This is a genomic window from Streptomyces sp. NBC_00212 (genome assembly GCF_045206365.1).
Classification (GTDB): domain Bacteria; phylum Actinomycetota; class Actinomycetes; order Streptomycetales; family Streptomycetaceae; genus Streptomyces.
This window is the reverse complement of sequence record NZ_CP108115.1, coordinates 7192942-7217405: the sequence shown is the minus strand read 5'-3', so window position 1 is coordinate 7217405 and position 24464 is coordinate 7192942. Positions and strand designations below refer to the sequence as shown.

The 24464-nt window shown below is 73.1% G+C and carries 22 protein-coding genes and 1 pseudogene; 10 read left to right on the top strand and 13 right to left on the bottom strand.

Annotated elements, in window-relative coordinates; all coding sequences use genetic code 11:
• Positions 1-23 precede the first annotated feature (23 nt).
• The 3 genes from OHA17_RS32940 to OHA17_RS32930 all read right to left on the bottom strand — a co-directional run bounded on the left by OHA17_RS32940 (position 24) and on the right by OHA17_RS32930 (position 3556).
• Positions 24-932, bottom strand: a complete 909-nt coding sequence (locus OHA17_RS32940) for a hypothetical protein (protein WP_406509515.1) — start codon at positions 930-932, stop codon at positions 24-26.
• Positions 933-1242: 310 nt separating this feature from the next.
• Complete coding sequence (locus OHA17_RS32935) at positions 1243-2769, bottom strand: hypothetical protein (RefSeq protein WP_406509514.1); 1527 nt, start codon at positions 2767-2769, stop codon at positions 1243-1245.
• Positions 2770-2848: 79 nt separating this feature from the next.
• Entirely contained in the window at positions 2849-3556 is a 708-nt protein-coding gene (locus OHA17_RS32930; protein WP_406509513.1) for a GntR family transcriptional regulator, read from the bottom strand.
• 281 nt (positions 3557-3837) lie between these two features.
• On the opposite strand from OHA17_RS32930, the gene OHA17_RS32925 reads away from it, so the two are divergent.
• From OHA17_RS32925 to OHA17_RS32910, 4 genes are all read left to right on the top strand, one after another.
• Entirely contained in the window at positions 3838-5127 is a 1290-nt protein-coding gene (locus OHA17_RS32925) for an MFS transporter (RefSeq protein ID WP_406509512.1), read from the top strand.
• A 146-nt stretch (positions 5128-5273) separates the two neighbouring features.
• Positions 5274-6047: a LamB/YcsF family protein gene (locus OHA17_RS32920; protein ID WP_406509511.1), complete on the top strand. Its 774-nt coding sequence runs from the start codon at positions 5274-5276 to the stop codon at positions 6045-6047.
• Complete coding sequence (gene pxpB / locus OHA17_RS32915; protein ID WP_406509510.1) at positions 6044-6673, top strand: 5-oxoprolinase subunit PxpB; 630 nt, start codon at positions 6044-6046, stop codon at positions 6671-6673. Before OHA17_RS32920 ends, pxpB begins: the two co-directional genes overlap by 4 nt.
• Positions 6670-7539, top strand: coding sequence for a biotin-dependent carboxyltransferase family protein (locus OHA17_RS32910; protein ID WP_406509509.1), 870 nt, complete (start codon positions 6670-6672; stop codon positions 7537-7539). Before pxpB ends, OHA17_RS32910 begins: the two co-directional genes overlap by 4 nt.
• Here OHA17_RS32910 and OHA17_RS32905 read toward each other — a convergent pair.
• The 5 genes from OHA17_RS32905 to OHA17_RS32885 form a co-directional block, all read right to left on the bottom strand.
• A complete protein-coding gene (locus tag OHA17_RS32905) occupies positions 7488-8393 on the bottom strand; it encodes an SGNH/GDSL hydrolase family protein (RefSeq protein WP_406509508.1) in 906 nt (301 codons plus the stop codon). The two genes, OHA17_RS32910 and OHA17_RS32905, sit on opposite strands and share 52 nt — an antisense overlap.
• Positions 8390-9556 (bottom strand): glycosyltransferase, encoded by a 1167-nt coding sequence (locus OHA17_RS32900; RefSeq protein ID WP_406509507.1) that lies wholly within the window; start codon positions 9554-9556, stop codon positions 8390-8392. The genes OHA17_RS32905 and OHA17_RS32900 overlap by 4 nt, the downstream gene beginning before the upstream one ends.
• Positions 9553-10668, bottom strand: a complete 1116-nt coding sequence (locus OHA17_RS32895) for a glycosyltransferase family 4 protein (protein ID WP_406509506.1) — start codon at positions 10666-10668, stop codon at positions 9553-9555. The genes OHA17_RS32900 and OHA17_RS32895 overlap by 4 nt, the downstream gene beginning before the upstream one ends.
• A 128-nt stretch (positions 10669-10796) precedes the next feature.
• Complete coding sequence (locus OHA17_RS32890; RefSeq protein ID WP_406509505.1) at positions 10797-12215, bottom strand: HEAT repeat domain-containing protein; 1419 nt, start codon at positions 12213-12215, stop codon at positions 10797-10799.
• Between the two features lie 267 nt (positions 12216-12482).
• Entirely contained in the window at positions 12483-12875 is a 393-nt protein-coding gene (locus tag OHA17_RS32885; RefSeq protein ID WP_406509504.1) for an ankyrin repeat domain-containing protein, read from the bottom strand.
• A 296-nt stretch (positions 12876-13171) separates the two neighbouring features.
• Between OHA17_RS32885 and OHA17_RS32880 the strand changes: the two genes are divergently transcribed.
• A complete protein-coding gene (locus OHA17_RS32880; protein ID WP_398881365.1) occupies positions 13172-13366 on the top strand; it encodes a hypothetical protein in 195 nt (64 codons plus the stop codon).
• A 73-nt stretch (positions 13367-13439) separates the two neighbouring features.
• Complete coding sequence (locus tag OHA17_RS32875) at positions 13440-14987, top strand: hypothetical protein (protein ID WP_406509503.1); 1548 nt, start codon at positions 13440-13442, stop codon at positions 14985-14987.
• A gap of 11 nt (positions 14988-14998) precedes the next feature.
• Here the strand turns inward: OHA17_RS32875 and OHA17_RS32870 are convergent, their stop codons facing one another.
• On the bottom strand, positions 14999-16501 hold the full coding sequence (locus OHA17_RS32870) for a PLP-dependent aminotransferase family protein (protein WP_053724450.1): 1503 nt from the start codon (positions 16499-16501) through the stop codon (positions 14999-15001).
• A gap of 29 nt (positions 16502-16530) precedes the next feature.
• On the opposite strand from OHA17_RS32870, the gene OHA17_RS32865 reads away from it, so the two are divergent.
• From OHA17_RS32865 to OHA17_RS32850, 4 genes and pseudogenes are all read left to right on the top strand, one after another.
• Positions 16531-17310 carry a YitT family protein gene (locus OHA17_RS32865; protein WP_406509502.1) on the top strand — a complete coding sequence of 260 codons (780 nt, stop codon included), beginning with the start codon at positions 16531-16533 and terminating at the stop codon, positions 17308-17310.
• Positions 17307-18072: pseudogene (locus OHA17_RS32860) on the top strand (glycerophosphodiester phosphodiesterase). Before OHA17_RS32865 ends, OHA17_RS32860 begins: the two are co-directional and overlap by 4 nt.
• A gap of 49 nt (positions 18073-18121) precedes the next feature.
• Complete coding sequence (locus OHA17_RS32855; RefSeq protein WP_406509501.1) at positions 18122-19492, top strand: MFS transporter; 1371 nt, start codon at positions 18122-18124, stop codon at positions 19490-19492.
• Between the two features lie 254 nt (positions 19493-19746).
• The gene (locus tag OHA17_RS32850; RefSeq protein WP_053724453.1) at positions 19747-20121 is read left to right on the top strand and encodes an RNA polymerase-binding protein RbpA; all 375 of its coding nucleotides are present in this window, start codon (positions 19747-19749) and stop codon (positions 20119-20121) included.
• 110 nt (positions 20122-20231) lie between these two features.
• On the opposite strand, the gene fxsA is transcribed toward OHA17_RS32850, so the two are convergent.
• From fxsA to OHA17_RS32830, 4 genes are all read right to left on the bottom strand, one after another.
• Complete coding sequence (fxsA, locus tag OHA17_RS32845; RefSeq protein WP_406509500.1) at positions 20232-20816, bottom strand: FxsA family membrane protein; 585 nt, start codon at positions 20814-20816, stop codon at positions 20232-20234.
• A gap of 82 nt (positions 20817-20898) precedes the next feature.
• Positions 20899-21666, bottom strand: a complete 768-nt coding sequence (locus OHA17_RS32840; RefSeq protein WP_398881354.1) for a polyprenol monophosphomannose synthase — start codon at positions 21664-21666, stop codon at positions 20899-20901.
• A gap of 638 nt (positions 21667-22304) precedes the next feature.
• Positions 22305-23951 (bottom strand): amidohydrolase, encoded by a 1647-nt coding sequence (locus tag OHA17_RS32835; protein ID WP_406509499.1) that lies wholly within the window; start codon positions 23949-23951, stop codon positions 22305-22307.
• Between the two features lie 10 nt (positions 23952-23961).
• Positions 23962-24402: an Lrp/AsnC family transcriptional regulator gene (locus OHA17_RS32830; RefSeq protein WP_053724457.1), complete on the bottom strand. Its 441-nt coding sequence runs from the start codon at positions 24400-24402 to the stop codon at positions 23962-23964.
• Positions 24403-24464 lie beyond the last annotated feature (62 nt).

Below are 24464 nucleotides of genomic sequence, written 5' to 3'. Positions count from 1 at the left end.
GTGGTGGGAGGCGGGAAGCGGGGTCAGGAGTGGAACGGCAGCCCGGCGTCGGCCGCCAGTTCCAGGTCGTCGGCGTCGGTCGGCGGCAGCAGGGTGGCGCCGCCGTCGGTGACCGCGACCACGCCGAGCTCGATCAGCTCGGACAGGGCGGCGCTGCCCGCCATGTCGCGGACCTGCAACTGGTAGCGGGCGGTGGTGCGGTAGGCGCCGCCCGCGTCGTCTCCGGTCCGCTGGAGGAAGCCGGACTCGGTGAGGAAGGCGACGGCCTTGGCGACGATGCCGGTGGTCGATCCGGCGAGCCGGCGCGCGTCCTTGGTCGCGCCGGTGGAGCTGCGCCGCGCGTAGATCCGCCAGGCGGCCTCCAGGCCGGGGGCGCCGCTCTCGGGGTCGGTGTTCTCGCCCACCTCCTCGGCCCGTTCCTCCATGCGGCGGCAGGCCTGCCGCACGAAGGCGTCCACGCCGTTGACGGTGATCCGGCCGATGTAGCCGTCGTCGGCGAGGTCCTCGGGCCGGGGGTACGCCATGGCGGCGACGGCGAGATGGGCCAGGCCGTGCAGGAAGCGGTCGGCGGAGTCGGGGGCGGCGGCGCGGCGCGCGTAGTCGCCCATGCGGACGGCGAAGACCGAGTCCTCCGCGGCCGTCACGGCCATGCCGGCGCGGGGCGACACCTCCAGGACGATCAGGCCGAGGCCGGCGGCGACGGCGTCCGCGAGGCGGGCGAACGCGGGGTCCTCGCGGTGGCGCCTCAGCAGCTCGCTGTACTCGGCGTCCCTGGCCGGGAGCAGCTTGGGCTGGAGGCCGAAGGCGACGAGCCGCGCGGCGTCGGCGGCGTCGGCGGGGGTGATCCGGCCTTCGCCGCCGGTGCCGGTCGCGGCGGGCGCCGGGGCCTCGGCGTCGTCGCCGAACGCGGGCTCGGGGTGGTGGTCGGTCACGGGTGCTTCTCCTTGGTGCGTACGTTGCTGAGCGCGGCGGGGTGGGCGCCTGCGGCGGGCTTCTCCCCCACCCCGCCCCTTCCCGCTGTGACACTCAGCGGCTCCGCCGCGGGCCTCCGGCGGTGAGTGGGAAAAGGGAGGGTGTTCATTCTGGGGGCTCCGCCCCCAGACCCCCACGGGGGCTGCGCCCCTCGACCCCGCTCGGGGGTCGAGTCCAGCCTCTCCGGCGTTTGAGGAACGGGGGTTCGGGGGCCGAGCCCCCGGAGCAGGGGTGCAGGGGGCGCAGCCCCCGCCGGGTCCGGGGCGAACCTCACGCCGCCTCCGTCCGGCCCGCTGCCATCCCCGCCGCGTCGAGCAGCGCCGTGCCCACGATCAGGTCCGCGCCGCCGAACTCCGGGTCGTCCAGCTGGGTGCCGTCGTCCACCGCGAACAGGAGGCGTTCTTCGCCCTGGCGGTACGCGGTGCCGACCGGCGGGCTCGCCGCGTGGACCGCCAGCAGGGCGACCAGGTACGGCAGTTCGGGGTCGAGGCGGCGGGCTTCGGCCAGCAGGCCCGAGAGGCGGCGCGGGGCGTCGTGCTCCAGGTCGAGCAGTTCCATGGCGGCGGCGAGCTGCTCGTCGCTGAACCGGCTGTCGTCCGGGGTGGCGATCAGGTCCGGCTCGGGCATCTCCGCGCCGAGGTGCTCACGCTCCATGGGCGGCGTGAGCAGTATGTCCACCAGGTCGCCGACCCGTACGGACACCGGGGTGCGCAGGCCCGTGCCGCGGGCGAAGAAGGCGTCGGTGACGCGGATCGCCTGTTCCACCGGGAGCGGCAGCACGGGCGCGACCAGCTGTCCGTACAGGTCGAGGCCGGAGCGGGCGGCCGGGCGGGCGAAGGCCTGGCGGTCCTGTTCCGCGCGGAAGAGCGGGCCGGCCTCCAGGAGGCGGGACTGGAGCTGGGTGTGGCGGCGGATGCAGTCCTTGACGATGTCGACGAGCTCGGCGGCGCGGCGCTTGTGCTCCGGGTCCTCCGCCTCGTCGCGCGCCTTGCGGATGTTGGTGAGGATCGCGTTCTCGTGCCGGTAGCGGTCGGCGACGTGGTCGAGGGCCTCGGCGATCATGTCCGGCACGGCGTTGAGCCAGTCGACCGCGCGCACGTTGCGCCGCGTGGCCTCCAGGGTGCGCCGCAGCGTCTCGGCGTACTGCACGGTGCGGTAGCGGGCCTGTTCGGCGGCGAGCTGGGCGTCGGCCAGGCGGCCGCGGCTGATGAGGACCTCCAGCTTGACCTCGGCCGCGATCTGGGCGCTGGTGACGTCGGTGTCGAGGGCGCCCACCAGGACGTTGACCGCCTCGTCGGTGGTGCGCAGGTACACGGCGCCGCCGTAGCCGGGGACCTCTTCGAGGAGCTTGAAGTCGTAGTCCCTGCGGACGTAGACCCCGTCCGGGTTGAACGTGCCGTACACCGCGCGGAAGCCGCGGTCCACGCTGCCCACGTTGATCAGGTTCTCCAGGACCCAGCGGGCCACCCGCTCGTGCTCGGCGGCGGGCCGGGCCGGTGCCTGGGCGGCCACGCGCGGGATGAGCCGGGCCACGATCTGCTCGTGGTCGGCGCCCGTGTCGAAGTCCATGTTCAGCGTGACGAGGTCGATGGAGGCCAGGGCCACCTCCGCCATCGCGTACACCGAGTACTCGCCCGCGAGGTTGGCCTTGCGCACGTCGAGGTCGTGCAGCGGCGCGGTGCACGCCAGCGCGCGCAGCCGCCGCGCGAGCCCCTCGTCGGCGGCCGGGCCCGGTGCGGGGCGCGCCGCCGCGCTGAGCTGGGGCGGAACGGGTTCCGTCGAGGCAGGCGAAGTCACGGTGGACAGATTAGGTCCTCGCACTGACAACGGTCGAAACGGCGCAGAACAGCCCGCTGCCCACGGCCTCTCGCAGTGGCTACGCGGGGGCGTGCGCGACCAGTTTCCCGTACGCCTCGACGAGCTGGGCACGCGAGTCGTCGAGGTAGGCGGCGAGCAGCCCCTCGGCCGACGCCCGCTCCCCCGCGCGCAGCGCTTCGAGGATCTCCCGGTTGCGTACGAGGTAGGGCTGGTGGAGTCGGCGCGGGTCGTCCACCACGTGGAAGGCCAGGCGGAGTTCGGCGAGCACGCCCCGCATCAGTTCGTCGGTGCGGGCGCTGCCCGCGAGGCCCACGAGCTCGCGGTGGAAGTGGATGTTGGCGGTGGAGACGCCCTGCCAGTCGCCCTGCTCGGCCGCGCGTTCGCCGCCCGAGACGGCTGCGGTGAGCCCGTCGAGCGGGTAGGGCGGCTCGCCGAGCCCCCGGACGACGGCGCATTCGACCAGGCGCCGGGTGCGGTAGATGTCGGCGACGTCCTCGACGGCGAGCACCCGGACGAAGACCCCGCGGTTGAGTTCGTGGACCAGGAGCCGTTCGTGGGTGAGCAGCCGGAACGCCTCGCGCAGGGTGTTGCGCGAGACCCCCAGAGCCTTGCCGATGGCGTCCTCCGCGAGGCGCTCCCCCGGCGGGAAGAAGCCTTCCGCGATCCGGCTGCGCAGGATGTCCGCGACCCGCTCCGCCGTACTGGTGCGGCCGAGCAGCGCGCGGTCCTCGGCGAGTCCGCCGGGTCCGGAGTCCGTTGTCGCCACAGCGCCCTCTCTCCCCCGCCGGCCGCTCCCGCCGACGCGTGCGCCCATCGTAGAAGCATCGTGAGGACGTGAGCACGTGAGGAAACAGGAACGTCTCGACATGAGTCTTGTCGGATCGTTCAACAATCCCCTACGTTGAGGGAACCACCGACCGGCACCACCCACCGGCACCACCCACCGGAACCGCACCCCGGATGCGCGCTCAAGGAACCCCACGACCGGACCCCGCTCCGGCCCCGCACGGTCTCGGCAGCCCTCTCGTCCCCTCCTGCGAGGTGCACATGAGCACGACCAAGGCACAGCCGCAGCACGGTCAACACCCGCACGACAACGGCCCGTTCGGATGGCTGCGCGCGCTCGGCCCCGATGGTCGCCGCGCCTTCTCGGGCGCCTTCGGGGGCTATGCCCTCGACTCGTACGACTTCTTCACGCTCCCGCTCACCATGGTCGCGATTTCCGCGCACTTCGGGCTCGACACCGGCGAGACCGGGCTGCTCACCACGGTGACGCTGGTGGTGTCGGCCGTGGGCGGCGCGTTCGCCGGGGTGATCGCGGACCGGATCGGCCGGGTCAAGGCGCTGATGATCACCGTCGGCACCTACGCGGTCTTCACGGTGCTCTGCGGATTCGCCCCCAACTACGAGACGCTGCTGGTGTTCCGCGCCCTCCAGGGGCTCGGCTTCGGCGGCGAGTGGGCGGTCGGCGCGATCCTGGTCGCCGAGTACGCCTCGGCCAAGCACCGCGGACGCACCCTGGGCGCGGTGCAGAGCGCGTGGGCGGCCGGCTGGGCGCTCGCCGTCGTCGTGTACACGCTGGTGTTCCAGTACGTGGCCGCGGACACCGCCTGGCGCGTGGTCTTCTGGACCGGCGCGCTCCCCGCCCTGCTGCTCGTCTACGTACGCCGCAACGTCAGTGACGCGCCCCAGGCGACCGAGCAGCGCCTCGCCACGGCCCGCACCACGAGCGGCGGCGCCACCTTCGCCGCCATCTTCCGGGGCCCGATGCTGCGCACGACGCTCTTCGCGGTGCTGCTCTCGGCCGGTGTCCAGGGCGGCTACTACACGCTCGCCACCTGGGTGCCCACCTTCCTCAAGAGCGACCGACACCTCACGGTCGTCGGCACCGGCGGCTATCTGGCGTTCCTGATCTCCGGCGCCTTCATCGGCTATCTGACCGGCGGATACCTCACCGACCGGCTCGGCCGGAAGAAGAACATCGCCCTGTTCGCGGTCCTGTCGGCCGTCTGCATCCTTCTCTACACGCACCTTCCGTCCGGGGCGAACACCCTCCTCCTGGTGCTCGGCTTCCCGCTCGGCTTCTGCATGTCGGCGATCTTCAGCGGTTTCGGCTCGTTCCTCAGCGAGCTGTACCCGACCGCCGTGCGCGGCACCGGCCAGGGCTTCACGTACAACACCGGGCGGGCCGTGGGCGCGTTCTTCCCCACCCTGGTCGGCTATCTCGCCGACAGCTGGGGCGTGGGCGGCGCCCTGGTGTTCGGCGCGGTCGGCTACGCCATCGCCGTGCTGGCCCTGCTCGGACTGCCCGAGACGCGCGGACAGGAACTCCTGTGAACACGTGAACGCTGCACCGCCCACCTCCTCAAGGCCGGCGAGCGGGGCTCGCGCCCCGTTCCCGAGCGTCCTCGCCCCGCCCGGGGCAGACTGCATCACAGGGCCACGAACACGTCGCACCACCCCGAACAGGAGATCCCACCCCCATGACCCGGTCCGCGACGACGTCGATCGACCTCAATGCCGACCTCGGTGAGGGCTTCGGCCACTGGCGGTTGACCGACGACGAACAACTTCTGTCCGTTGTCACCAGCGCCAATGTGGCCTGCGGCTTCCACGCGGGCGACCCGGCCATCATGCGGCGGGTCTGCGCCCTGGCGGCGGAGCGCGGCGTACGCATCGGCGCCCAGGTCTCCTACCGGGATCTGGCGGGCTTCGGCCGCCGCTCGATGGACGTGCCGCCCGATGAGCTGGCCGCCGAAGTCGCCTACCAGATCGGCGCGTTGGAGGTCTTCGCGCGCGCCGCGGGCAGCCGGGTCTCGTACGTCAAACCGCACGGCGCGCTCTACAACCGCGTCGTGCACGACGAGGAGCAGGCGGCCGCCGTCGTCGAAGGGGTGCTCCTCGCGGGCGGCGCGCTGCCGGTCCTCGGGCTGCCGGGCTCCCGGCTGCTTTCGGCGGCCGAGGCGGCCGGGCTCGGCGTCGTCACCGAGGCGTTCGCGGACCGCGCCTACACCGCGCGGGCCACCTTGGTACCGCGCGGCCGGGACGGCGCCGTCGTCAGTGACCCGGACGCCGTGGTCGCGCGAGCGGTCACGATGGCCCTGGACGGCACGGTCGTGGCCGAGTCCGGCGAGCCGGTCCCCGTCGGCGCGGGCTCGCTGTGCCTGCACGGCGACACCCCGGGCGCGGTGGACCTGGCCCGCCGGGTGCGGGCGGCGCTTGAGTCGGCGGGCGTCCGGGTCGCGGCGTTCTCGTGAGCACCCCGCGCACCCTGCCGGTCGGGGAACACGCCCTGCTGGTCGAGCTGGAGGACGGCGAGGCGGCCGGGGCGCTGCACGCCGAGCTGCTGCGCCGCCGCGCGGCCGGAACGCTCCCTCCGGTACGGGAGATCGTGCCCGCGGCCCGCACCGTACTGCTCGACGGCGTCACCGATCCCCAGGCGCTCGCCGCCCAGTTGACGACGTGGCGCATCCCTCCTTTGGAGGCGGGCGCCCAGGAGACGGTCGAGATCTCCGTTCGCTACGACGGCCCCGACCTCGCGGACGTCGCGGCCCTGTGGCAGGTCTCGGAACAGGAGGCGGTGCGCATTCACTCCTCGGCCGAGTTCCGGGTCGCCTTCTGCGGGTTCGCGCCCGGTTTCGCCTACCTCACCGGGCTCGGCGAGCGGTACGCCGTGCCGCGCCGGGACACCCCGCGCACCTCGGTCCCGGCCGGGTCTGTGGCCCTCGCGGGCCCGTACACCGGTGTCTATCCGCGCTCCTCCCCCGGCGGCTGGCAGCTGATCGGCAGCACGGACGCCGCCCTGTGGGACCCGCACCGCGACCCCGCCGCCCTGCTCGGCCCGGGCACCCCGGTCCGATTCGTGCCCCGGGCGGCACGATGACCGACCGGGCCCTGTGCGTCGTACGGGCCGGAGCGCTCACCTCAGTACAGGACGAGGGGAGACACGGCCACGCGCACCTGGGGGTGCCGCGTTCGGGCGCGCTCGATCTGCCCGCGAGCCGTCTCGCCAACCGCCTGGTCGGCAACACCATGGGGGCGGCCGTCCTCGAAACGACCCTCAACGGGTGTGCGGTACGGCCTCGTTGCGCGGTCACCGTGGCGGTGACCGGGGCACCCTGCCCGGTCACGCTGGACGGCCGTCCGGTGGCGTGGGGCGCCCCGGTGCGGGTGCCTTCGGGGGCCGTGGTCGAGGTGGGCGCGGCGACGCACGGGGTGCGCTCCTACCTCGCGTTCGCCGGCGGCATCACCGTCGAGCCGGTGCTCGGCAGCCGCTCCACCGACCTCCTGTCGGGCCTGGGCCCGGCGCTGCTCAGGGACGGCGCCGTGCTGCCGCTGGGCAGCCCGGCCGCCGCGTACCCACCCGTGGACGGGGCGCCCGCGCCCGGCGTGCCCCAGGAGCTGGTGCTGCGGGTGCGCCCGGGGCCGCGCGCGGACTGGTTCACGGCGGACGCCACGGCCGTTCTGGCGGGCGGGCACTACCGGGTGTCCTCGGCGAGCAACCGCATCGGGCTGCGCACCGAGGGGCCCGCGCTGCGGCGCGCCGTCGAGGGTGAACTCCCCAGCGAGGGAATGGTGTTGGGCGCGGTCCAGGTGCCGCCGGACGGACGTCCGGTGGTGTTCCTCGCCGATCACCCGACGACCGGCGGCTACCCGGTGATCGGCGTGGTCCCCGAACCCGACCTGGCGGCCGCGGCTCAGGCCACCGTGGGCATGCCACTGAGGTTCGCGCCGGTGGGCCGGCTCTGACCCGGCGAGACGGCCGCCAGCGCGGACGTCAGGGCTTCGGCGGCCCGCACATCGAGCCGCGCCGCGTGGCGCAGCTCCTCACCGGCCAGCCGGAGCAGCTGGGGCAGCAGGTCGGTGGAGCGGCGGGCCAGCCAGGCGGTGCCCGAGGTGGCCAGCCAGAAGAGCGAGGCGGCGGCACTCGGCGGCGGCTGTTCCGGTTCGACCGGGGGCGGGGCGCCCGGTGCCAGGCCGCGCTCGGCGAGCAGCGCGTGGCAGCGGGCCGCGATCAGCCGGTGCCCGCGCTCGCCCGGGTGCAGCCGGTCCGCGCTCCACAGGGCGCGGTCCTCGACCCAGGCGGGGTCGGCGAGGTGCAGATGGACCGCTCCGTAACGCGCGGACAGGGTGTGCACCACGGCGTTGACGGCCCGCTGCCTCCTGGCTAGCGGGCGGGCGAGCGGCCCCGGCAGCCCGAGCATGGCGCCCGGGTCGGGCAGGCAGGCGGTGAGCAGCACCGCTCCCTGCCCGGTGAGGCCGCCGTACACCGCGTCCAGGCGTACCGCGACGCGGTGGATGTCGAAGGAGCGGCGCAGTGTGTCGTTGACGCCGACGACGACCGAGGCTAGGTGCGGGGCGAACTCCCTTGCCATAGGCGCCTGTTGCTCCGCGACGTCTAGGGTGAGCGCTCCGCTGGCGGCGAAATTGCGGAACTCCCAGCCCGGCTGGTGACCGGCGAGCAGCGCCGCCCAGCCGCGCCATCCGCCGGCCACCGGGTCGCCGACACCTTCGGTGAGCGAGTCGCCGAGGGCCGCGAACCGCAGATCCCGGAGAGGACGTTCAACCGCTTCACCGGCGAGGGCGGGGGCCGCGGCGGTCACACGATCACCCCCGGCGTCGTCCGGCCGGTGCCGGGCCGCAGCACCGGCGCCTCGTGTGCGGCGAGGAAGGCCGCCACCGAGGCGTCCCAGCCGAACAGTTCGGCCCTCGCCCGCGCCTCCGCCCGGCGCTCCCGCTCGGGCCTTGCGAGCAACTCCCGTACCGCTGTGGCGAATTCCCCGCCCTTGCTCCCGGCCGCGAGCCCCGCGTCGCCGATGACCTCCGGCAGGGCGGACGACGCGCTGCACACGACGGGGGTCCCGCAGGCCAGCGCTTCAAGGGCCGAGAGGCCGAACGTTTCCGCCGGGCCCGGCGCCAGGCAGATGTCGGCGGCGGCCTGGAGGTCGGCGAGCGTTTCGCGGTCGGCGACATGGCCGAGGAACTCGACCGGCAGCCGTTCCGCGGCCGCCCGGCGCTCCAGGCTCCCCGCCAGCGGGCCGTCCCCCGCGACTACCAGCGCCGCGCGCACGCCCGCGTGCCGCAGCGCCGCGAGCGCGTCCAGGGCGAGACCCGGCCGCTTCTCGACCGAGAGCCGCGAACACATCAGGAGCAGCACCCGGGCGCCGCGCGCGTGCCGGGCCCGCAGCACCGTCGAGCGCCGCCCCGGCCTGCACTGCGCCAGATCGACCCCGAGCGGGGCCCTGACCACGTTGCGCGCGCCGATCCGTACGAACTCGCGCTCCGCCCACTCCGTGGTGCACACGATCCGTGAAAACGCCCAGCCCGTACGCCGGTTGAGCCGGTCGGCCGCGCCCGTGGCCACGGCTTCGGGCAGGCCCCAGGTGCGCAGGACGCCGTCGGCCGTCTCGTGCGAGACCATCACGGAGGGGACCCGGGCGCGGCGCGCCCACTCCCCGGTCCAGCGCAAGGTGGTGCGGTCGGACACCTCGATGCGGTCGGGCGCGAGGTCTTCGAGGATCCGGCGCACCCGGCGCCGGTCGGCGAGCACCCGGTAGCCGCCGGTGCCCGGCAGCACGACGCCGGGCAGGGTGATCACCCGCCCCTGCTCGGTGAGTTCGTCCCGCGCCCGCTCGCCCGGCACGACGAGCACGGGGTCGTGCCCGGCCGCCAGATAGCCCCGGCCGAGCTCGCGCAGCGCGGTGCGCAGGCCGCCGGAGGCGGGGGTCACGAAGTTGGCGAGCCGCACGATCCTGAGGCCGCTCATGCCGCCACCGCCGCGCGTGCGCCGAGTACCTCGGCGTAGTGGTCCAGGAGCAGATCGCCGACGGCGGCCCAGGTGCGGCCCCGCACGGCGGCCCGCCCGGCCTGTCCATAGGCGGCTCTCAGCCCCGGATCGGCGAGCTTCAGGACGGCGTCGCGGACGGCCCCGGCATCCCTCGGCGGCACGAGGAGTCCGGTGCGTCCGTGGCCCACGAGATCGAGCGGGCCCCCCGCCGCGGGCGCGATCACGGGCACTCCGCTCGCCATGGCCTCCTGCACGGTCTGGCAGAACGTCTCGTACGGGCCGGTGTGTGCGAAGGCGTCCAGCGAGGCGTGGATCCGGGCGAGTTCGTCGCCGGTGCGCCGGCCGAGGAAGACGGCGCCGGGCAGGGCGGCGCGCAGGGCGGGCGCGCTCGGCCCGTCGCCGGTGACGACGACGCGTACGCCGTCCAGGGCGCAGACGTCCGCGAGGAGCTCCACCTGCTTCTCCGGGGCGAGCCGGCCGACGTAGCCGACCAGGAGCTCGCCGTGCGGGGCGAGTTCGCGGCGCAGGGCGGCGTCGCGCCTTTCGGGCCGGAAGCGATCGGTGTCGACGCCGCGCGGCCACAGGCGCACCCGCCGCACCCCGTGCTCCTCCAGGTCGCGCAGGGCCGAGGTGGAGGGCGCGAGGGTGCGGTCGGCGGCCGAGTGCACGGCTCTCAGGCGCCGCCAGGCGGTGCCTTCGCCGGTGCCCATGTAGGTGCGGGCATATCCGGCAAGGTCGGTCTGGTAGACGGCGACGGCGGGCACGTTCAGGCGGGCCGCGGCGGCCATGCCGCGTACGCCGAGGACGAAGGGGCTCGCCAGGTGGACGAGGTCGGCCCGGTGGGCCGCGATCGCGGCGGCGACCCGGCGGCTGGGCAGCGCGAGGCGGACCTCCGGATAGCCGGGCAGTGGCAGCGAGGGCACCCGTATGACGGGGCACGGCGCGTCAGAGCCCTCCCCCGTGGCCGTGGCCGGGGCTATGACGAGCGGTTGGTGACCGCGTGCGGCGAGATGCCGGGCGGTCTGCAGGGCGCAGTGGGCAACGCCGTTGACGTCGGGCGGGAAGGATTCGGTGACGATGACGACACGCATACCCGTGTTGTCGTCGCGCCGGAAGTGGCCCGGCCGACTTGGATCTTTCCGCCCGGGGAACGTCCCATGAGCGTTGTCTCACCGGGGTCCGGCCGTGGATCGCACGGCCCTGCTCCGGTCGCCGTGGGTCACACGGCCGTGGGGTCCGGGCCGAGCCGGTCGTGGATGGCGCTCTGCACCTCGGCCTCCTCGGCCGGGTCGGCGGCGAGCCTGCGCAGCCGCTCCGCGACGCGGGCGTCGACGAGCTCGGCGTACTGGGCGGCCACTTCTCTGGTGGTCTCCTCGCAGTCCCACAGGCATTCGACGGCGAAGCCGGTGGCGAAGGAGGGGTCAGTGGCGGCGAGCGCGCGGGCGGTGCGGCCGCGCAACTGGGAGGAGGCGGTCTCGCGGTAGACGTGCCGCAGAACGGGGGCGGCGCAGCAGATGCCGAGCCTTCCCGCCCCGTCGACGAGCGCCCGAAGGAGCGGCGCGTCGGGGCCTTCGGCACGCACGGTCTCGCGGAGCGCGCCGAGCACCAGCTTCTCGTCGCCCGCCTCGCCGCGTGAGGCGAGCACGCTGGCGGCGGAGGCACCGAGTTCGTCGGGGCGCTGGACCCAGCCGCGGGCCCGGTCGACGGCCTCGGGGCCGCACATCCGCTCGAAGGCGTGCACGGCGGCCTCGGCGGCGAGGCGTGAACCGGTGGAGACGGCGGATTCGATCAGGTCGAGCACGCGGGCGTCGCGGGACTCGGCGAGATAGTGCAGGGCGGCGCCGCGCGCTCCGTCGGTGCCGGAGCGGGCCGCCTCGATGATGGCGTCCCGGTCCTCGGGCCCGGCGACGGCGCCGAGGCACCTGGCCGCGGGAAGGTGCAGGACCGCGCCGCGTTCCAAGCCTTCGTCGGCCCAGTCGAAGACGGCCCGGACGCTCCATCCGGGGCGGGGTCCCGACGGCCGCATCTGGCGCTGCCAGCGGTCGAAGGAGCCGGTCTCCTGGGCGGCCCGCACCCGGGCGCCCACGCTCTCGCGCGGATCCTCGGCCCACAGCCGCCAGGGCCGCGGCTCGTAGGCGTCACGCACGGTGGCGGCGAGCTCGGCTTCGCCCTCCGCGGTGGCGGGGAACCGGCCGAGCACGGACGTGGCGAGGCCGCGCAGGCCCCCGTCGTCGTCGCGCAGCGCGAGCTCGTCGAGGGCCCAGGCCCAGTTGGAGCCGGTCGCGGCGTAGCGGCGGAGCAGCGCGAGCGCGTCGTTCCTGCCGTACGAGGCGAGGTGGCCGAGGACGGCGAGGGCGAGCCCGGTCCTGGAGTCCTCGGTGTCGAGGATGTCCTCGGCGCCGAAGAGGTGGCGCTCGACCTGGTCGAGCCCGCCGTCGAGATCCAGGAAGAGGCGCGCGTAGTACAGCGAGCGGTTCTCGACCTGCCAGTCGTGGCGGGGGTCGCTCAGTACGCAGTGGTTGAGGGCCGCCAGGGCCTCGTCGCGCGGGGCGGCCAGCGCGTGCAGGGTGCCGTCGCCACGGCCCCGCTGCAGCAGACCGAGCAGCGTGCCGCTCGGCGCTATGACTGGATCGAACATGGAAATAGCCTCACATCAAGCTGTCGACGCAACCGGGGATTCGTGCCTTGCCCTAGGCCGCGCAGCAACATGAGGGGTCGCCCGCCGTCTTCTGCTTGGTGTAGACCATCTTCCTGCCTTTCGTCGCGGTCCCCGATGTAGGGACCCTGCCCCCGATGTAGGGGTTCGACGTCATGATGACCCAGCCATTTCGCCATCGCGACCACATTTACGGCGCCTCTCTCAGCGGGCTCTTCGGTGGATCCCCCGTAAACGCTTGGTGGACGCTCAGTTGGCCCCGAACTGGGCGAGCAGGTCCGTCTTGCCGAACATCCTGGCCGTGTCGACCGCGGAGGGCGTCCCGGCGGAAGGATCGGCTCCGCCGGCCAGGAGGGCCTTGATCACGGCGTCCTCGCCCTTGAAGACGGCGCCGGCGAGCGGGGTCTGGCCGCGGTCGTTGGCGCGGTCGGCCTCGGCGCCGCGGGCCAGCAGGGCGGCCACCGCCTCGGCGTGCCCGTGGTAGGCGGCCAGCATCACGAGGGAGTCGCCGCGGTCGTTGGTGAGGTTCGCGGGCACCCCGGCGTCGACGTACGCGGCGAGCGCCTCGGCGTCTCCCTGACGGGCCAGCTCGAAGATCTTGGCCGCCAGCTCGACCACCTCGGGATCGAGTTCCTCGCTCATCGAAAACTCCTTAGGGGCAACGGAACAAACCCGCACGGCGACAGAGCCGTACGAGTGAATCGACAGGGTACTGCCCGAGGGGGGACATGACGCGGCCCTGCGGCGGCAAAGATCACCGCGAGTGACGGTTTCGCGTCCCTGCGGCCGCACAGTGTGCCGCTCCGGGCCGCTTTTCATATCCGCCGCTCCAGTGAAATTGGCAGGATTTCACCCGTTTGCACCTTTTATCGCATAGATACTTCCTGTGAGCCTGGAAGAACTCATGGTGACCGTCCCCTCGACCAGGAGATCCCCAAATGATCCTCTCCATCTCAGGCGTGGTGCTGCTCGGAATCGTCTGCTTCCTCTTCTTCAAGAAAGACGGACTCAAGGCCTCGCACGCGCTCGTGTGCGCGCTCTTCGGCTTCTACCTCGCGGGCACCGCCATCGCCCCGAGCATCACCGCCGGGGGCGCGAGCCTGGCCAACATGCTGGGCGGGATCAAGTTCTGACCTCCCGCCGTCCTGCGAACGGCAGCAGACAGGGCCGCGGACACCGCCGCGGACACAACTCCAGGAGAACGATGTGGCCCGGCGACCGCTCCCCCGCATTCTGAGCAGCAGCGCACCCGTCGTTCGCAGCCGCGAGATCGCGCGCACGGCCGCCGACAACGCCACCGACGTTCTCCATCCGCTCATCACGATCAGCCGCGGCCTGCGGCTGATCGTCGCCGCCCTGCACGCCAAATGGGCCGCCACCCCCAAGGAACGGCGTGGTCCCGCACTGTTCCTGACGGCGGCCGTCGTCCTGGTCGTCGCGCTCATCCCGTACGGGCCGCTCCTCGCCCTGATCACGGTGATGGGCGCGGCCGGCTGGATGGGCCGCGAGCGGCCGGTCGTCAAGACCGGCCCCGACGAGGGCGAACTCGCGCGCCTCCAGGCCCTCTACGAGGCGCTCGTGCCGTACTTCTCCGTCCCGGAGGACCCGAGCCCGCTGTTCTCCTACTCGGGCGAGTGGGACACGGCCTTCAGCGAGTTCGCATTCGACGACGACGGCCGGCTCACCCGGCTCCAGGTGCGCTACCCGGCGTACTTCACCGACAGCGAGGCCGACGCGCGCGCCCGCATCGAACAGCTTCTGCACGCCAAGTCGGGGCGTGGCCGCGAGTACCACTTCGCCTGGGACGAGGAGGGCAGCCAGCTCGTCATGAGCGTGCTCGGCGCGCTGCCGACCTCCATCGCCGCCCAGCGCTTCGTGACGTCACCGGGCGAGACCGTCCTCGGCTTCACCGACGCGGACGCCGTGCGGCGGACGGTGCCGGTGACCGCGGACGAGGAGCACCAGGACGCCCCGCCGGTGATCTGGCGCACCGGGCCGCGCTCCACCGAGCCCCACCTCCTGGTGGTCGGCCGGCCGGGTACGGGCACCACGACCCTGCTCCGCTCCATCGCGCTCCAGGTCCTCCAGAACGGCGACCTGCTGGTCGTCGAGGGCAGCGGAACCGGTGAGTACGCCTGTCTCGCGGGCCGCTCGGGCGTCCTCGCCGTCGAGTGCGGGCTCACCGGAGCGCTCGCCACCCTGGAATGGGCCTCGCACGAGACGGAGCGCCGCCTGATCGCCGCGAACCGGGCCCGCCAGGCGGGCCACCCGGCGCCCGAGGACACCAAGCGCCCCCTGTGGATCCTGCTCGACCGGCCCAGCGTGCTGGCCGACCTGGCCGCAGCCGACGGCCGGATCGACCCCCAGCACCTGCTCCAGGTCCCGCTGCGGCACGGCCGGGCCGCCGGGGTGACGGTCGTGGTCGCCGAACAGTTCGACACCCTGGACGACCTGTCCGAGCCCGTGCGCTCACACACCCGGGCCCGGGTGGTCCTGGGCCCGGCCTCGCCGGGCGAGGTCGAGTCGGTGCTCGGCGTCCCCCCGCACACCACCCCGACTCCCGACGTCCCCCCGGGCCGCGGCTACGCCCGCCTGGGCACGGGCCCCGTCCTGCGCCTCCAGGTCCCGGCCACCCCGGACCCGTACGACGACGCGACGCCAGAGGCCCACCGGCAGGCGGTCCTGGACCTCCTCCCGGCGCGGGAGGCGGCGGTGGAGGCGGTGGAGGCGGCTGCGGTTCCGGCAGAGGGGTAGGAAGTCCGCACTCAGGCCACGAACGTCCGCGGCGGCTCCGCGCTCCCCGAGCCTCCGCCCGTCTCCACGAGACGCGCGGCCGCGGCCAGCCGCACCGCGGCCTCCTCGGCGACCGGGCCGCCCACCGTGAACGGCAGGCGCACGTAGCCCTCGAAGGCGCCGTCCACTCCGAAGCGGGGGCCGGACGGCACCCGCACTCCGACGCGTTCGCCGACCTCCGCGAGGCGTGATCCCGACAGGCCGCCCGTACGGACCCACAGCGTGAGGCCGCCGCGCGGCACGTGGAACTCCCAGTCGGGGAGTTCGCGGCGCACCGCCGTCACCAGGGCGTCGCGGTTGTCCCGGGCCTGGGTGCGCCGGAGCTCGACCGCCTGCTCCCAACCCCCCGTCGCCATGAGCCAGTTGACGGCGAGCTGCTCAAGGACCGGGGTGCCCAGGTCCGCGTACGCGCGGGCGGCGACCAGCGAGCGGATGATGTCGGGGGCGGCCCGCACCCAGCCGATGCGCATGCCCGCCCAGAACGCCTTGCTCGCCGAACCGACGGTGAGCACCGTGGCCCCGGCCGGGTCGAAGGTGCACACGGGGCGCGGCATGTCGAGGTCCTCGTCAAGCCACAGCTCGCTCATCGTCTCGTCGACGACGAGCACCGTGCCGGCCGAGCGGGCCGCGTCCACGAGCTGGCGGCGCTGGTCCTCGTCGGCGAGCGCGCCCGTGGGGTTGTGGAAGTCGGCGACGACGTACGCGAGCCGGGGCGCGGCGTCCCGCAGCACCTGTCGCCAGCGCGGCAGGTCCCAGCCGGTGAGCCCCTCGGCCATGGCGATCGGCACGAGGCGGGCGCCCGCCTCCCGCATGAGCTGGAGGATGTTGGCGTACGAGGGTGATTCGACGGCGATGCGTTCACCGCGTCCGGCGAACAGATGACAGATGGCGTCCATCGCCCCCATCGCGCCCGTCGTCACCATGATCTGCTCGGGCATCGTGGGGATGCCGCGCGCGGTGTAGCGGTCGGCGAGCATCTGGCGCAGCGCGGGCAGGCCCGCGGGGTAGTCGCCGTGGGTGTGGGCGTACGGCGGAAGCTCTTCGAGCGCGCCCTGTACGCCCCGGGTCAGCCAGGGCTCGGGGGCGGGCAGGGCCGCGCAGCCCAGGTCGATCATCGAGCCGAGCGACTCGGGCGGGAGCGGTTCGAGGCCGCGGCCGGGCAGCGGATGGCCTGCGGGCACGGCGGTCCAGCTGCCCGCGCCGCGCCTGGATTCGAGGAAGCCCTCGCCCCGCAGCGCCTCGTAGGCGGCGGCGACCGTCGTGCGGCTCACCGACAGGGCGACGGCCAGTTCGCGCTCGGCGGGCAGCCGGGCGGCGGCCGGGACGCGGCCTTCGAGGACGAGCAGCCGGATCCCGTCGGCCAGCGCCCGGTAGGCGGGCGGCTTGCGCAGTCCGGCGCCGACCGGGCGGGGCTGCTGTGCTTGGAGTTGACGGGCGAGCTGGGCGGGCCCGATCGCCGAGGTCCACTGAGCCATGAAGTCAGTCCACCTTCCTCGAATTGGCCATGGTTGGAGTCCATTTCCCCGCCACAGAGTGTCATGAGTCAGTCCACCATCACCACACCGGATCCACCCAAGGGGGAATCACCTTGTCCACGCACCTCACGCGGAGGCTGCTGCAGCTCTACGTCGGCCTCGCGCTGTACGGCGTCAGCTCGGGGCTGCTCGTCCGTGCCGGGCTCGGTCTCGAACCGTGGGGGGTGCTGCACCAGGGTCTCGCCGAGCACACGGGGCTCTCCATCGGCGTCGTGTCGATCATCGTCGGGGCCGCAGTGCTGCTCCTTTGGATACCGATGCGGCAGCGGCCGGGGCTCGGCACCGTGTCCAACGTCTTCGCGATCGGCATCTTCATGGACGCCACGCTCGCCGTCGTCCCCGATGTACACGGTCTGCTCGCACAGGTTCCGCTGACGGCCGCCGCGATCGTCTGCAACGGGGCCGCGACGGGCCTCTACATCTCGGCCCGCTTCGGTCCGGGCCCGCGCGACGGCCTGATGACGGGCCTGCACAAGGTGACGGGCCGCTCAATTCGCCTTGTCCGTACGTCACTTGAGGTGGTCGTGGTCGCGACCGGATTCCTGCTCGGCGGCTCGCTCGGCATCGGCACGGTCCTCTACGCGCTGGCGATCGGGCCGCTCGCCCAGTTCTTCCTGCGCATCTTCGCGATCCCCGAAGCGGCGCCGCGGGAGAAGGCGGAGCAGGCCCTGGACGTCACGTCCCCGGCACTCGCGCGCAGCACGGCCGTCGCGGAGCCGACGCCCCGGCGCGCGATACTTCCCCGGTGACTCGCGTACGCCACCCCTATCTGGACCATCCGTCGCCGATCCCGTTCGCCCACCGCGGCGGGGCGGCGGACGGCATCGAGAACACCGCGGCCGCCTTCGCGCGGGCCGCCGAGGCCGGGTACCGCTACTTCGAGACCGATGTGCACACCACGGCCCGACGGGCGCCTGGTCGCCTTCCACGACGCGACGCTGGACCGCGTCACCGACGCCCGGGGAAGGATCGCCGAGCTGCCCTGGGCCGAGGTCAGTCAGGCCCGGGTGGCCGGGCGCGAGCCGCTGCCGCTGTTCGAGGAGCTCCTCGAAGCCTTCCCCGAGGTCCGCTGGAACGTCGACCTCAAGGCCGAGTCCGCGCTCCTCCCGCTGATCGACCTGATCCGCCGCACCGACGCCTGGGACCGGGTCTGCGTCGGCTCGTTCTCGGAGGCCCGGGTGGCGAGGGCGCACCGGCTCGCGGGCCCGCGCCTGGCCACCTCGTACGGTGTGCGGGGAGTCGCCGCGCTGCGGCTTCGCTCGTACGGGATCCCCGTGCCGCTGCGCGCGGGCGCCGTCAGCGCCCAGGTTCCCGAGAGCCAGAGCGGCATCCCGGTGGTGGACCGGCGCTTCGTACGGACCGCGCACGCTCTTGGCCTGCAGGTCCACGTGTGGACCATCAACGATCCCGATCGGATGAGGGCTCTCCTGGACCTGGGAGTGGATGGCATCATGACCGATCATCTGGAGACGCTGCGCACGGTACTGACCGACCGGGGAGTCTGGCACTGACCACCCGGCAGCCACCGCTCGCGTACGGGGACGAGCAAGGGGGCGCGGGTTGAGCGCTGAGATCGCCGACATCACGGACCGGGCGGAACAGCCGGTGAGCACGCCCGACCGCAAGCGGGAGCAACGCGGCTGGTACTTCTACGACTTCGCCTGCTCGGTGTATTCGACGAGCGTGCTCACGGTGTTCCTGGGCCCCTATCTGACGTCGATAGCCAAGTCGGCGGCGGACCCCGACGGGTTCGTGCATCCGCTGGGCATCCCGGTGCGCGCGGGCTCGCTCTTCGCCTACGCGGTCTCCGCCTCGGTGATCCTCGCGGTGGTCCTGATGCCGATCGTGGGCGCCGCGGCCGACCGCAGCGGCCGCAAGAAGCCGCTCCTGGCGGCCGCCGCGTACACGGGCGCGGCCGCGACGGCCGGGATGTTCTTCCTGGACGGGCACCGCTATCTGCTGGGCGCGGTGCTGCTGATCGTCGCGAATGCGTCGCTCTCGGTGTCGATGGTCCTCTACAACGCCTATCTGCCGCAGATCGCGGGCCCCGAGGAACGCGACCGGGTCTCCTCGCGGGGCTGGGCCTTCGGCTACACCTCGGGCGCGGGCGTCCTCGTCCTCAACCTGGTCCTCTATTCGGGCCACGACAGCTTCGGGGTATCGGAGTCGACCGCGGTGCGGATCTGCCTGGCCTCGGCCGGGATCTGGTGGGGCGCGTTCACGCTGGTGCCGCTCAGAAGGCTGCGCGACCGCAAGGTGGCCGCCGTGGCGGCGGCCGAGGGGAAGGTCGGCGCGGGCTGGCGGCAGCTGATCTCCACGCTGCGGGGCATGCGGGCCCGCCCGCTGACCCTCGCCTTCCTGGCGGCGTACCTGATCTACAACGACGGCGTCCAGACGGTGATCTCGCAGGCCTCCATCTACGGGTCCGAGGAGCTCGGCCTCAATCAGGACACGCTCATCGTGGCCGTGCTCCTCGTGCAGCTCCTGGCGGTGGCGGGCGCGCTGGGGATGGGGCGCCTGGCCCAGACGTACGGCGCGAAGCGGACGATTCTGGGCTCGCTCGCCGTGTGGGCGGTGATCCTCGGGGCCGGCTTCTTCCTGCCGGCCCGCCAGCCGGTGCTCTTCTTCGTGCTCGCGGGCGCGATCGGGACGGTCCTCGGCGGCAGCCAGGCGCTTTCACGGTCGCTTTTCTCACACATGGTGCCGAGCGGCAAGGAGGCCGAATACTTCTCGGCCTACGAGATGAGCGACCGGGGCCTGAGCTGGCTGGGGCCATTGGTGTTCGGTCTCGCGTATCAGCTGACCGGCAGCTACCGGGATGCGATCATCTCGCTGGTGGTCTTCTTCGCGGCCGGGTTCGTGCTGCTCGCCCGGGTCCCGGTGCGGGCCGCCGTGGCAGCCGCCGGGAACCCGGTTCCGGCGCGGATTTAGACGTTGAAGTGAAAGGCCGGTAGTGTACGCCTTTGGCCTGCCAGGCGGACCGTTACTGCGTGCTCAAGTAGTGAAGACGCTGGGTGACATCTGCTGTCAGATGTGACAAACCGGTCACTGGTGGGTACAACAAGGGGCGGCACGACGGCGACGCATGACCCAGAACGGGAATCTTTACCGCCGACCGGACGTTGACCGGATGACGACGACAGTGACACCTGTCCTGTGGGCGACAAGCCCGGGAGGCACGATTCATGAGTGAGCGAGCTCTTCGCGGCACGCGCCTCGTGGTGACCAGCTACGAGACCGACCGCGGCATCGATCTGGCCCCGCGCCAGGCCGTGGAGTACGCATGCGAGAAGGGACATCGCTTTGAGATGCCCTTCTCGGTGGAGGCGGAGATCCCGCCGGAGTGGGAGTGCAAGGTCTGTGGGGCCCCCGCACTCCTGGTGGACGGCGACGGTCCTGAAGAGAAGAAGGGCAAGCCCGCGCGTACGCACTGGGACATGCTCATGGAGCGGCGCACCCGCGAGGAGCTGGAGGAGGTTCTGGCCGAGAGGCTGGAGGTCCTTCGTTCCGGCACCATGAACATTGCCGTGCATCCGCGCGACAGCCGCAAGTCCGCCTGATCGCGCAGTTCGGCGATACAGCGCACAACAGCTGAGGGCCGGTCACACCACCTGGTGTGACCGGCCCTCAGCTGTTGTCTGCCGTCTCTGTGTTCAAGGAGTCAGCGCGTTCAGGGAGTCAGCGGCGGGCGCGGGCCCCGGTCCTCGCGCGGCGGCGGGTACGAGGACGGGCTGTCCTCGCGGATGACCTCGCCCGGCACGACCTTGCCGTCCGGGTAGTGGATGCGGGCCTGCTGGAAGGCGTCGCCGAAGCTGCCGGGAGTGGCCGCCCGCATCCGCTTCTGCAGCGAGCGCTCGGCGAAGCGGGCCGCGGACTTCCGCACCGGCGGCAGCAGACAGAGCAGCCCCAGCGCGTCCGAGAGGAACCCGGGGATGATCAGCAGCAGCCCGCCCAGCATGGTCAGCGCGTTGCCCTCGCTACCGGGCTTGGCGGTGGCGGGGGCGGCTCCCGGCTGCTGCTCCTTGAACGTCTCCGTGAGATTGCGGAAGGCGCGGCGCCCGGCCCGCTTGATCACGTAACTGCCGAGCAGCAGGCCGCCGACGAGCAGCAGCACGACCGTGAGCCCGCTGGTGGCGCCGGCCACCACGGTGAGCAGCCAGATCTCCAGGACCAGCCAGGCGGCGATCCCCAGAGGTACGAAGGTGCGGGCGCGTGAGCGCTTGGGAACTGTCGGAGGCGGAGTGCCGGTCGTCATGCTCCCAGTGTGCCTGGGAGCCGATCCGGACGGCGTAAGGAGGTGATCAGTACGCCCTGCTCATGACAGCCCGGGGCCCCGCTCAGGAGGGCTTGCGGCCCAGGAGCTTGTTGGCGCGGGAGCCGACGCCCCAGGCGGTGACCCGCCAGAGCGCCTCGACCAGGATGTCGTTGCTCATCTTGGAGTCGCCGCGTTCGCGCTCGACGAACGTGATGGGCACCTCGACCACGTGGAAGCCCGCGCCGACCGCGCGGCGGGCCAGGTCGACCTGGAAGCAGTACCCGGCCGAGGCGACCTCGTCGAGGCCGAGGCCTTCGAGGGTCTCGCGGCGGAAGGCCCGGTAGCCGCCGGTGACGTCGCGGATCGGGACGCCGAGGAGCAGCCGGGAGTAGGTGGAGCCGCCGCGCGAGATGAACTCGCGGTACTTGGGCCAGTTCACGATCCGCCCGCCGGGCACCCAGCGGGAGCCGAGCACCAGGTCGGCGCCCTTGAGGGCGGTGAGCAGCCGGGGCAGTTCCTCGGGCTGGTGGGAGCCGTCGGCGTCCATTTCGACGAGGACGCCGTAGTCGTGCTCGATGCCCCAGCGGAAGCCGGCCAGGTAGGCGGCGCCGAGACCTTCCTTGCCCTTGCGGTGCAGCACGTGCACCTGGTCGTCCTCGGCCGCGATCTCGTCCGCGAACTTGCCCGTGCCATCGGGGCTGTTGTCGTCGGCGACCAGAACGTGGGCCTCGGGGACCGCCGCTCTGACGCGGGCGACGATCGGCTTGATGTTCTCCGCCTCGTTGTAGGTCGGAATGATCACCAAGGCCTTGCCCAGCGGGCCGTACCGCCTCTGACCGCCGTCGTTCACTGCTGCCCCTTATTGTCCGTACGCAGGGGTCCACCATAGCGAGCGGTCGTGATCAGCCCGTACCGCGAGGGTGTGTGGTGTCGGATGCGCCCGGATGGCGGCGGGGATCGGCCGGAATGCCGGATGTCGGGACGATGTCTCAAAGGGAGGTCGAGTCGGCTTCGTGAAGGGACCTCTGGACGGTGTCGCGCGGGAGCCGTATCGGTACCGGGGCCCGGCGCCCTTCGGGCCGACCTGGGACCCGCTGGCTGCGGGTCGACCGAGAGCCGTTGTCTACTGAGCGTCCGGGCCCCACCCGGGTCGCACCTTCCCCCGGGCCCGACGGGGCAGGGGGGACACCCTCGCGGCTGAAACCTTCCCTCGCCCCCGAGGCGCGGGCGCTGAACCTGGCTCCCAGTGACGGTGTGCCGGTGCGGCACACCGCCCCATGACCCAGCGGCGTTCGACGACTGCGTGGAGGTTTTAACCGGTCGGACGTCCTGTGGTGGACTCGGCCGAACCTACCGGCCCCCGCACGCTTTCTGTCAACAGCCGTTTGAGCTGCGACGTTTTTGCGAATCGCCAGGTCAGCGCCGAAGATCCGCAGGTCGTGGCGATGCCGTGACGGCCGCCCGCCGATGGTGCGAAATGCCCCTATGTCACTCGTTCGGGCGCGCGAATACCGTTTGTCCGAACACCACGGTGCGCAGACAGACTGGCAGCGCGGTGCCCGGCGTGAGGTCGGGCAGGCCCGGGGTGCCCGAGCGCGGGTCGGTGGACCAGCGGGCCACCCGGTCGTCCGGGGCCTGGACCACGAGGTCCTGGGCGCGCCAGACCGCGTAGTCGGCCGGGGCGCCGGGCACCAGGATGCCCGCGTCGTCCCGGCCGAGGGCGCGCCAGCCGCCCCGGGTGTGGGCGGTGAAGGCGGCTCGGGCGGAAATACGGTGCTCAAGGGTGCGGTGGAAGGCAGCCGCGCGCACGGTCCCCCACGGGTCCAGCGGGGTCACCGGGGAGTCGGAGCCGAAGGCGAGCGGCACTCCGGCCCTCAGCAGGGCGGCGTACGGGTTGAGGGTGCGGGCCCGCTCGGCGCCGAGCCGCTCGGCGTACATGCCCTCCTCGCCGCCCCACAGCGCGTCGAACGCGGGCTGCACGGAAGCGGTGAGGCCGAGCTCGGCGAAGGCGGCGATCGTGTGCGGGGTGAGCATCTCGGCGTGCTCGACGCGGTGCCGGGCGGCGCGGATCCGGGCGAGGCCGACCCGCTCGGCGGCGGCCCGTACGCCATCGACCACCGCGGTGACGGCGGCGTCGCCGATGGCGTGGAAGCCGGCCTGGAGTCCGGCCTCGGTGCAGGCGGCCACATGGTCGGCGACGTCGGCCGCGTCGAGGTGGCCGGTCCCGGTGTGCGGGGCGTCGGCGTAGGGGGCGTGCAGGCAGGCGGTGTGGGAGCCGAGCGAGCCGTCCACGAAGAGGTCGCCGGCCGCGCCGACCGCGCCGAGTTCGCGGATGCGATCGGCGTCCTTGGCGCCGGCGACGCGCTCGGCCCAGTAGCCGTAGACCCGTGGGCCGGCTTCGTCGCGGGCCAGGGCGAGCAGCGAGGTGAAGTCGTCCTCGTCGGAGATGTCGGGGCCGCCGCACTCGTGGACGGTCCCGATGCCGAGCGAGGCGGCCTCGCGCAGCGCCGCGCGCTGGGCCTCGGCGCGCTGGCGCGGGGTGATCGCGCCGTGGGCCGCGGCCCGCACGGCGTGGTGCGAGGCGCCGGTCAGCGGCTCGCCGTCGCGGAATCCGGCCAGCTCGCGCACGCCGGGGACCAGGTCGAGCAGGGCGGTGGTGACGACGGCCGAGTGGACGTCGATGCGGGGCAGGTAGAGCGGGCGGCCGCCGGTGGCCGCGTCGAGCTCGGCGCGCGAGGGGTGGCGCCGCTCGGGCCAGCGGGCGGCGTCCCAGCCGTTGCCGAGCAGCACCTTGTCGTCGGGGCGGGCGGCGGCGTGGGCGCGTACGGCGTCGAGGGCCTCGGCGAGCGTGCGGGCCGAGGAGAGGTCGAGGCCGGTCAGGGCGAGGCCGGTGGCGGTGGTGTGCACATGTGCGTCGGTGAACGCGGGAGTGACCAGGGCGCCTTCGAGGTCGACGACCTCGTCGACACCACTGGCGAAGGCGTCCGCGGCGCCCTCCGAGCCGACCCAGGCGACGTGTCCGCGTTCGACGACCATCGCGGTGGCGAAGGGGTCGGCGGGGCTGTGCACGTCGCCGCCGCGCAGCAGGACGGTGCGGTGGGCGGTCTCTTCGGGTGCGGAACTCGCGGAACTCATGGAGGACAGCCTAGATATGCGGCGGCCGTGCCTCGTACGGGGTGGACAGGACGACGGTCGTACGGGTCGAGACGCCGGCCAGGGTGCGGATGCGGGTCAGCAGGTGCTCCAGCTCCAGCGGGGTCGCCACGCGCACCTTGAGGATGTAGTTCTCGTCCCCGGCGACGCTGTGGCAGGCCTCCAGCTCGGGTACGCCCGCCAGGCGCTCGGCGATGTCGTCGGGGGCGCTGGGGTCGAAGGGCTTGACCGAGATGAACGCGGTCAGCGGCAGGCCCACCGCCTCCGGGTCCACGACGGCGGCGTATCCGCGGATGACCCCGCGCTGTTCGAGACGGCGTACCCGCTGGTGCACCGCCGAGGTGGACAGGCCGGTGGCCTTGCCCAGGTCGGTGTAGCTCATCCGCCCGTCCTTGACGAGCAGATCCACAATCTGACGGTCCAGCTCCTCCATGGCGATCAACCTATTGCCCCGGATCGCTTCCGGCACAGTCGGGCGCCGCCGGAATGGGCAGT

Bases quoted from the DNA above. Each gene is read 5' to 3' on its own strand.
- OHA17_RS32925 (WP_406509512.1), top strand. From the start codon at position 3,838: ATGAGCACGACCAAGGCACAGCCGCAGCACGGTCAACACCCGCACGAC.
- OHA17_RS32920 (WP_406509511.1), top strand. From the start codon at position 5,274: ATGACCCGGTCCGCGACGACGTCGATCGACCTCAATGCCGACCTCGGT.
- OHA17_RS32910 (WP_406509509.1), top strand. From the start codon at position 6,670: ATGACCGACCGGGCCCTGTGCGTCGTACGGGCCGGAGCGCTCACCTCA.
- OHA17_RS32900 (WP_406509507.1), bottom strand. From the start codon at position 9,556: ATGAGCGGCCTCAGGATCGTGCGGCTCGCCAACTTCGTGACCCCCGCC.
- OHA17_RS32895 (WP_406509506.1), bottom strand. From the start codon at position 10,668: ATGCGTGTCGTCATCGTCACCGAATCCTTCCCGCCCGACGTCAACGGC.
- OHA17_RS32890 (WP_406509505.1), bottom strand. From the start codon at position 12,215: ATGTTCGATCCAGTCATAGCGCCGAGCGGCACGCTGCTCGGTCTGCTG.
- OHA17_RS32885 (WP_406509504.1), bottom strand. From the start codon at position 12,875: ATGAGCGAGGAACTCGATCCCGAGGTGGTCGAGCTGGCGGCCAAGATC.
- OHA17_RS32880 (WP_398881365.1), top strand. From the start codon at position 13,172: ATGATCCTCTCCATCTCAGGCGTGGTGCTGCTCGGAATCGTCTGCTTC.
- OHA17_RS32870 (WP_053724450.1), bottom strand. From the start codon at position 16,501: ATGGCTCAGTGGACCTCGGCGATCGGGCCCGCCCAGCTCGCCCGTCAA.
- OHA17_RS32865 (WP_406509502.1), top strand. From the start codon at position 16,531: ATGGTTGGAGTCCATTTCCCCGCCACAGAGTGTCATGAGTCAGTCCAC.
- OHA17_RS32850 (WP_053724453.1), top strand. From the start codon at position 19,747: ATGAGTGAGCGAGCTCTTCGCGGCACGCGCCTCGTGGTGACCAGCTAC.
- fxsA (WP_406509500.1), bottom strand. From the start codon at position 20,816: ATGACGACCGGCACTCCGCCTCCGACAGTTCCCAAGCGCTCACGCGCC.
- OHA17_RS32835 (WP_406509499.1), bottom strand. From the start codon at position 23,951: ATGAGTTCCGCGAGTTCCGCACCCGAAGAGACCGCCCACCGCACCGTC.
- OHA17_RS32830 (WP_053724457.1), bottom strand. From the start codon at position 24,402: ATGGAGGAGCTGGACCGTCAGATTGTGGATCTGCTCGTCAAGGACGGG.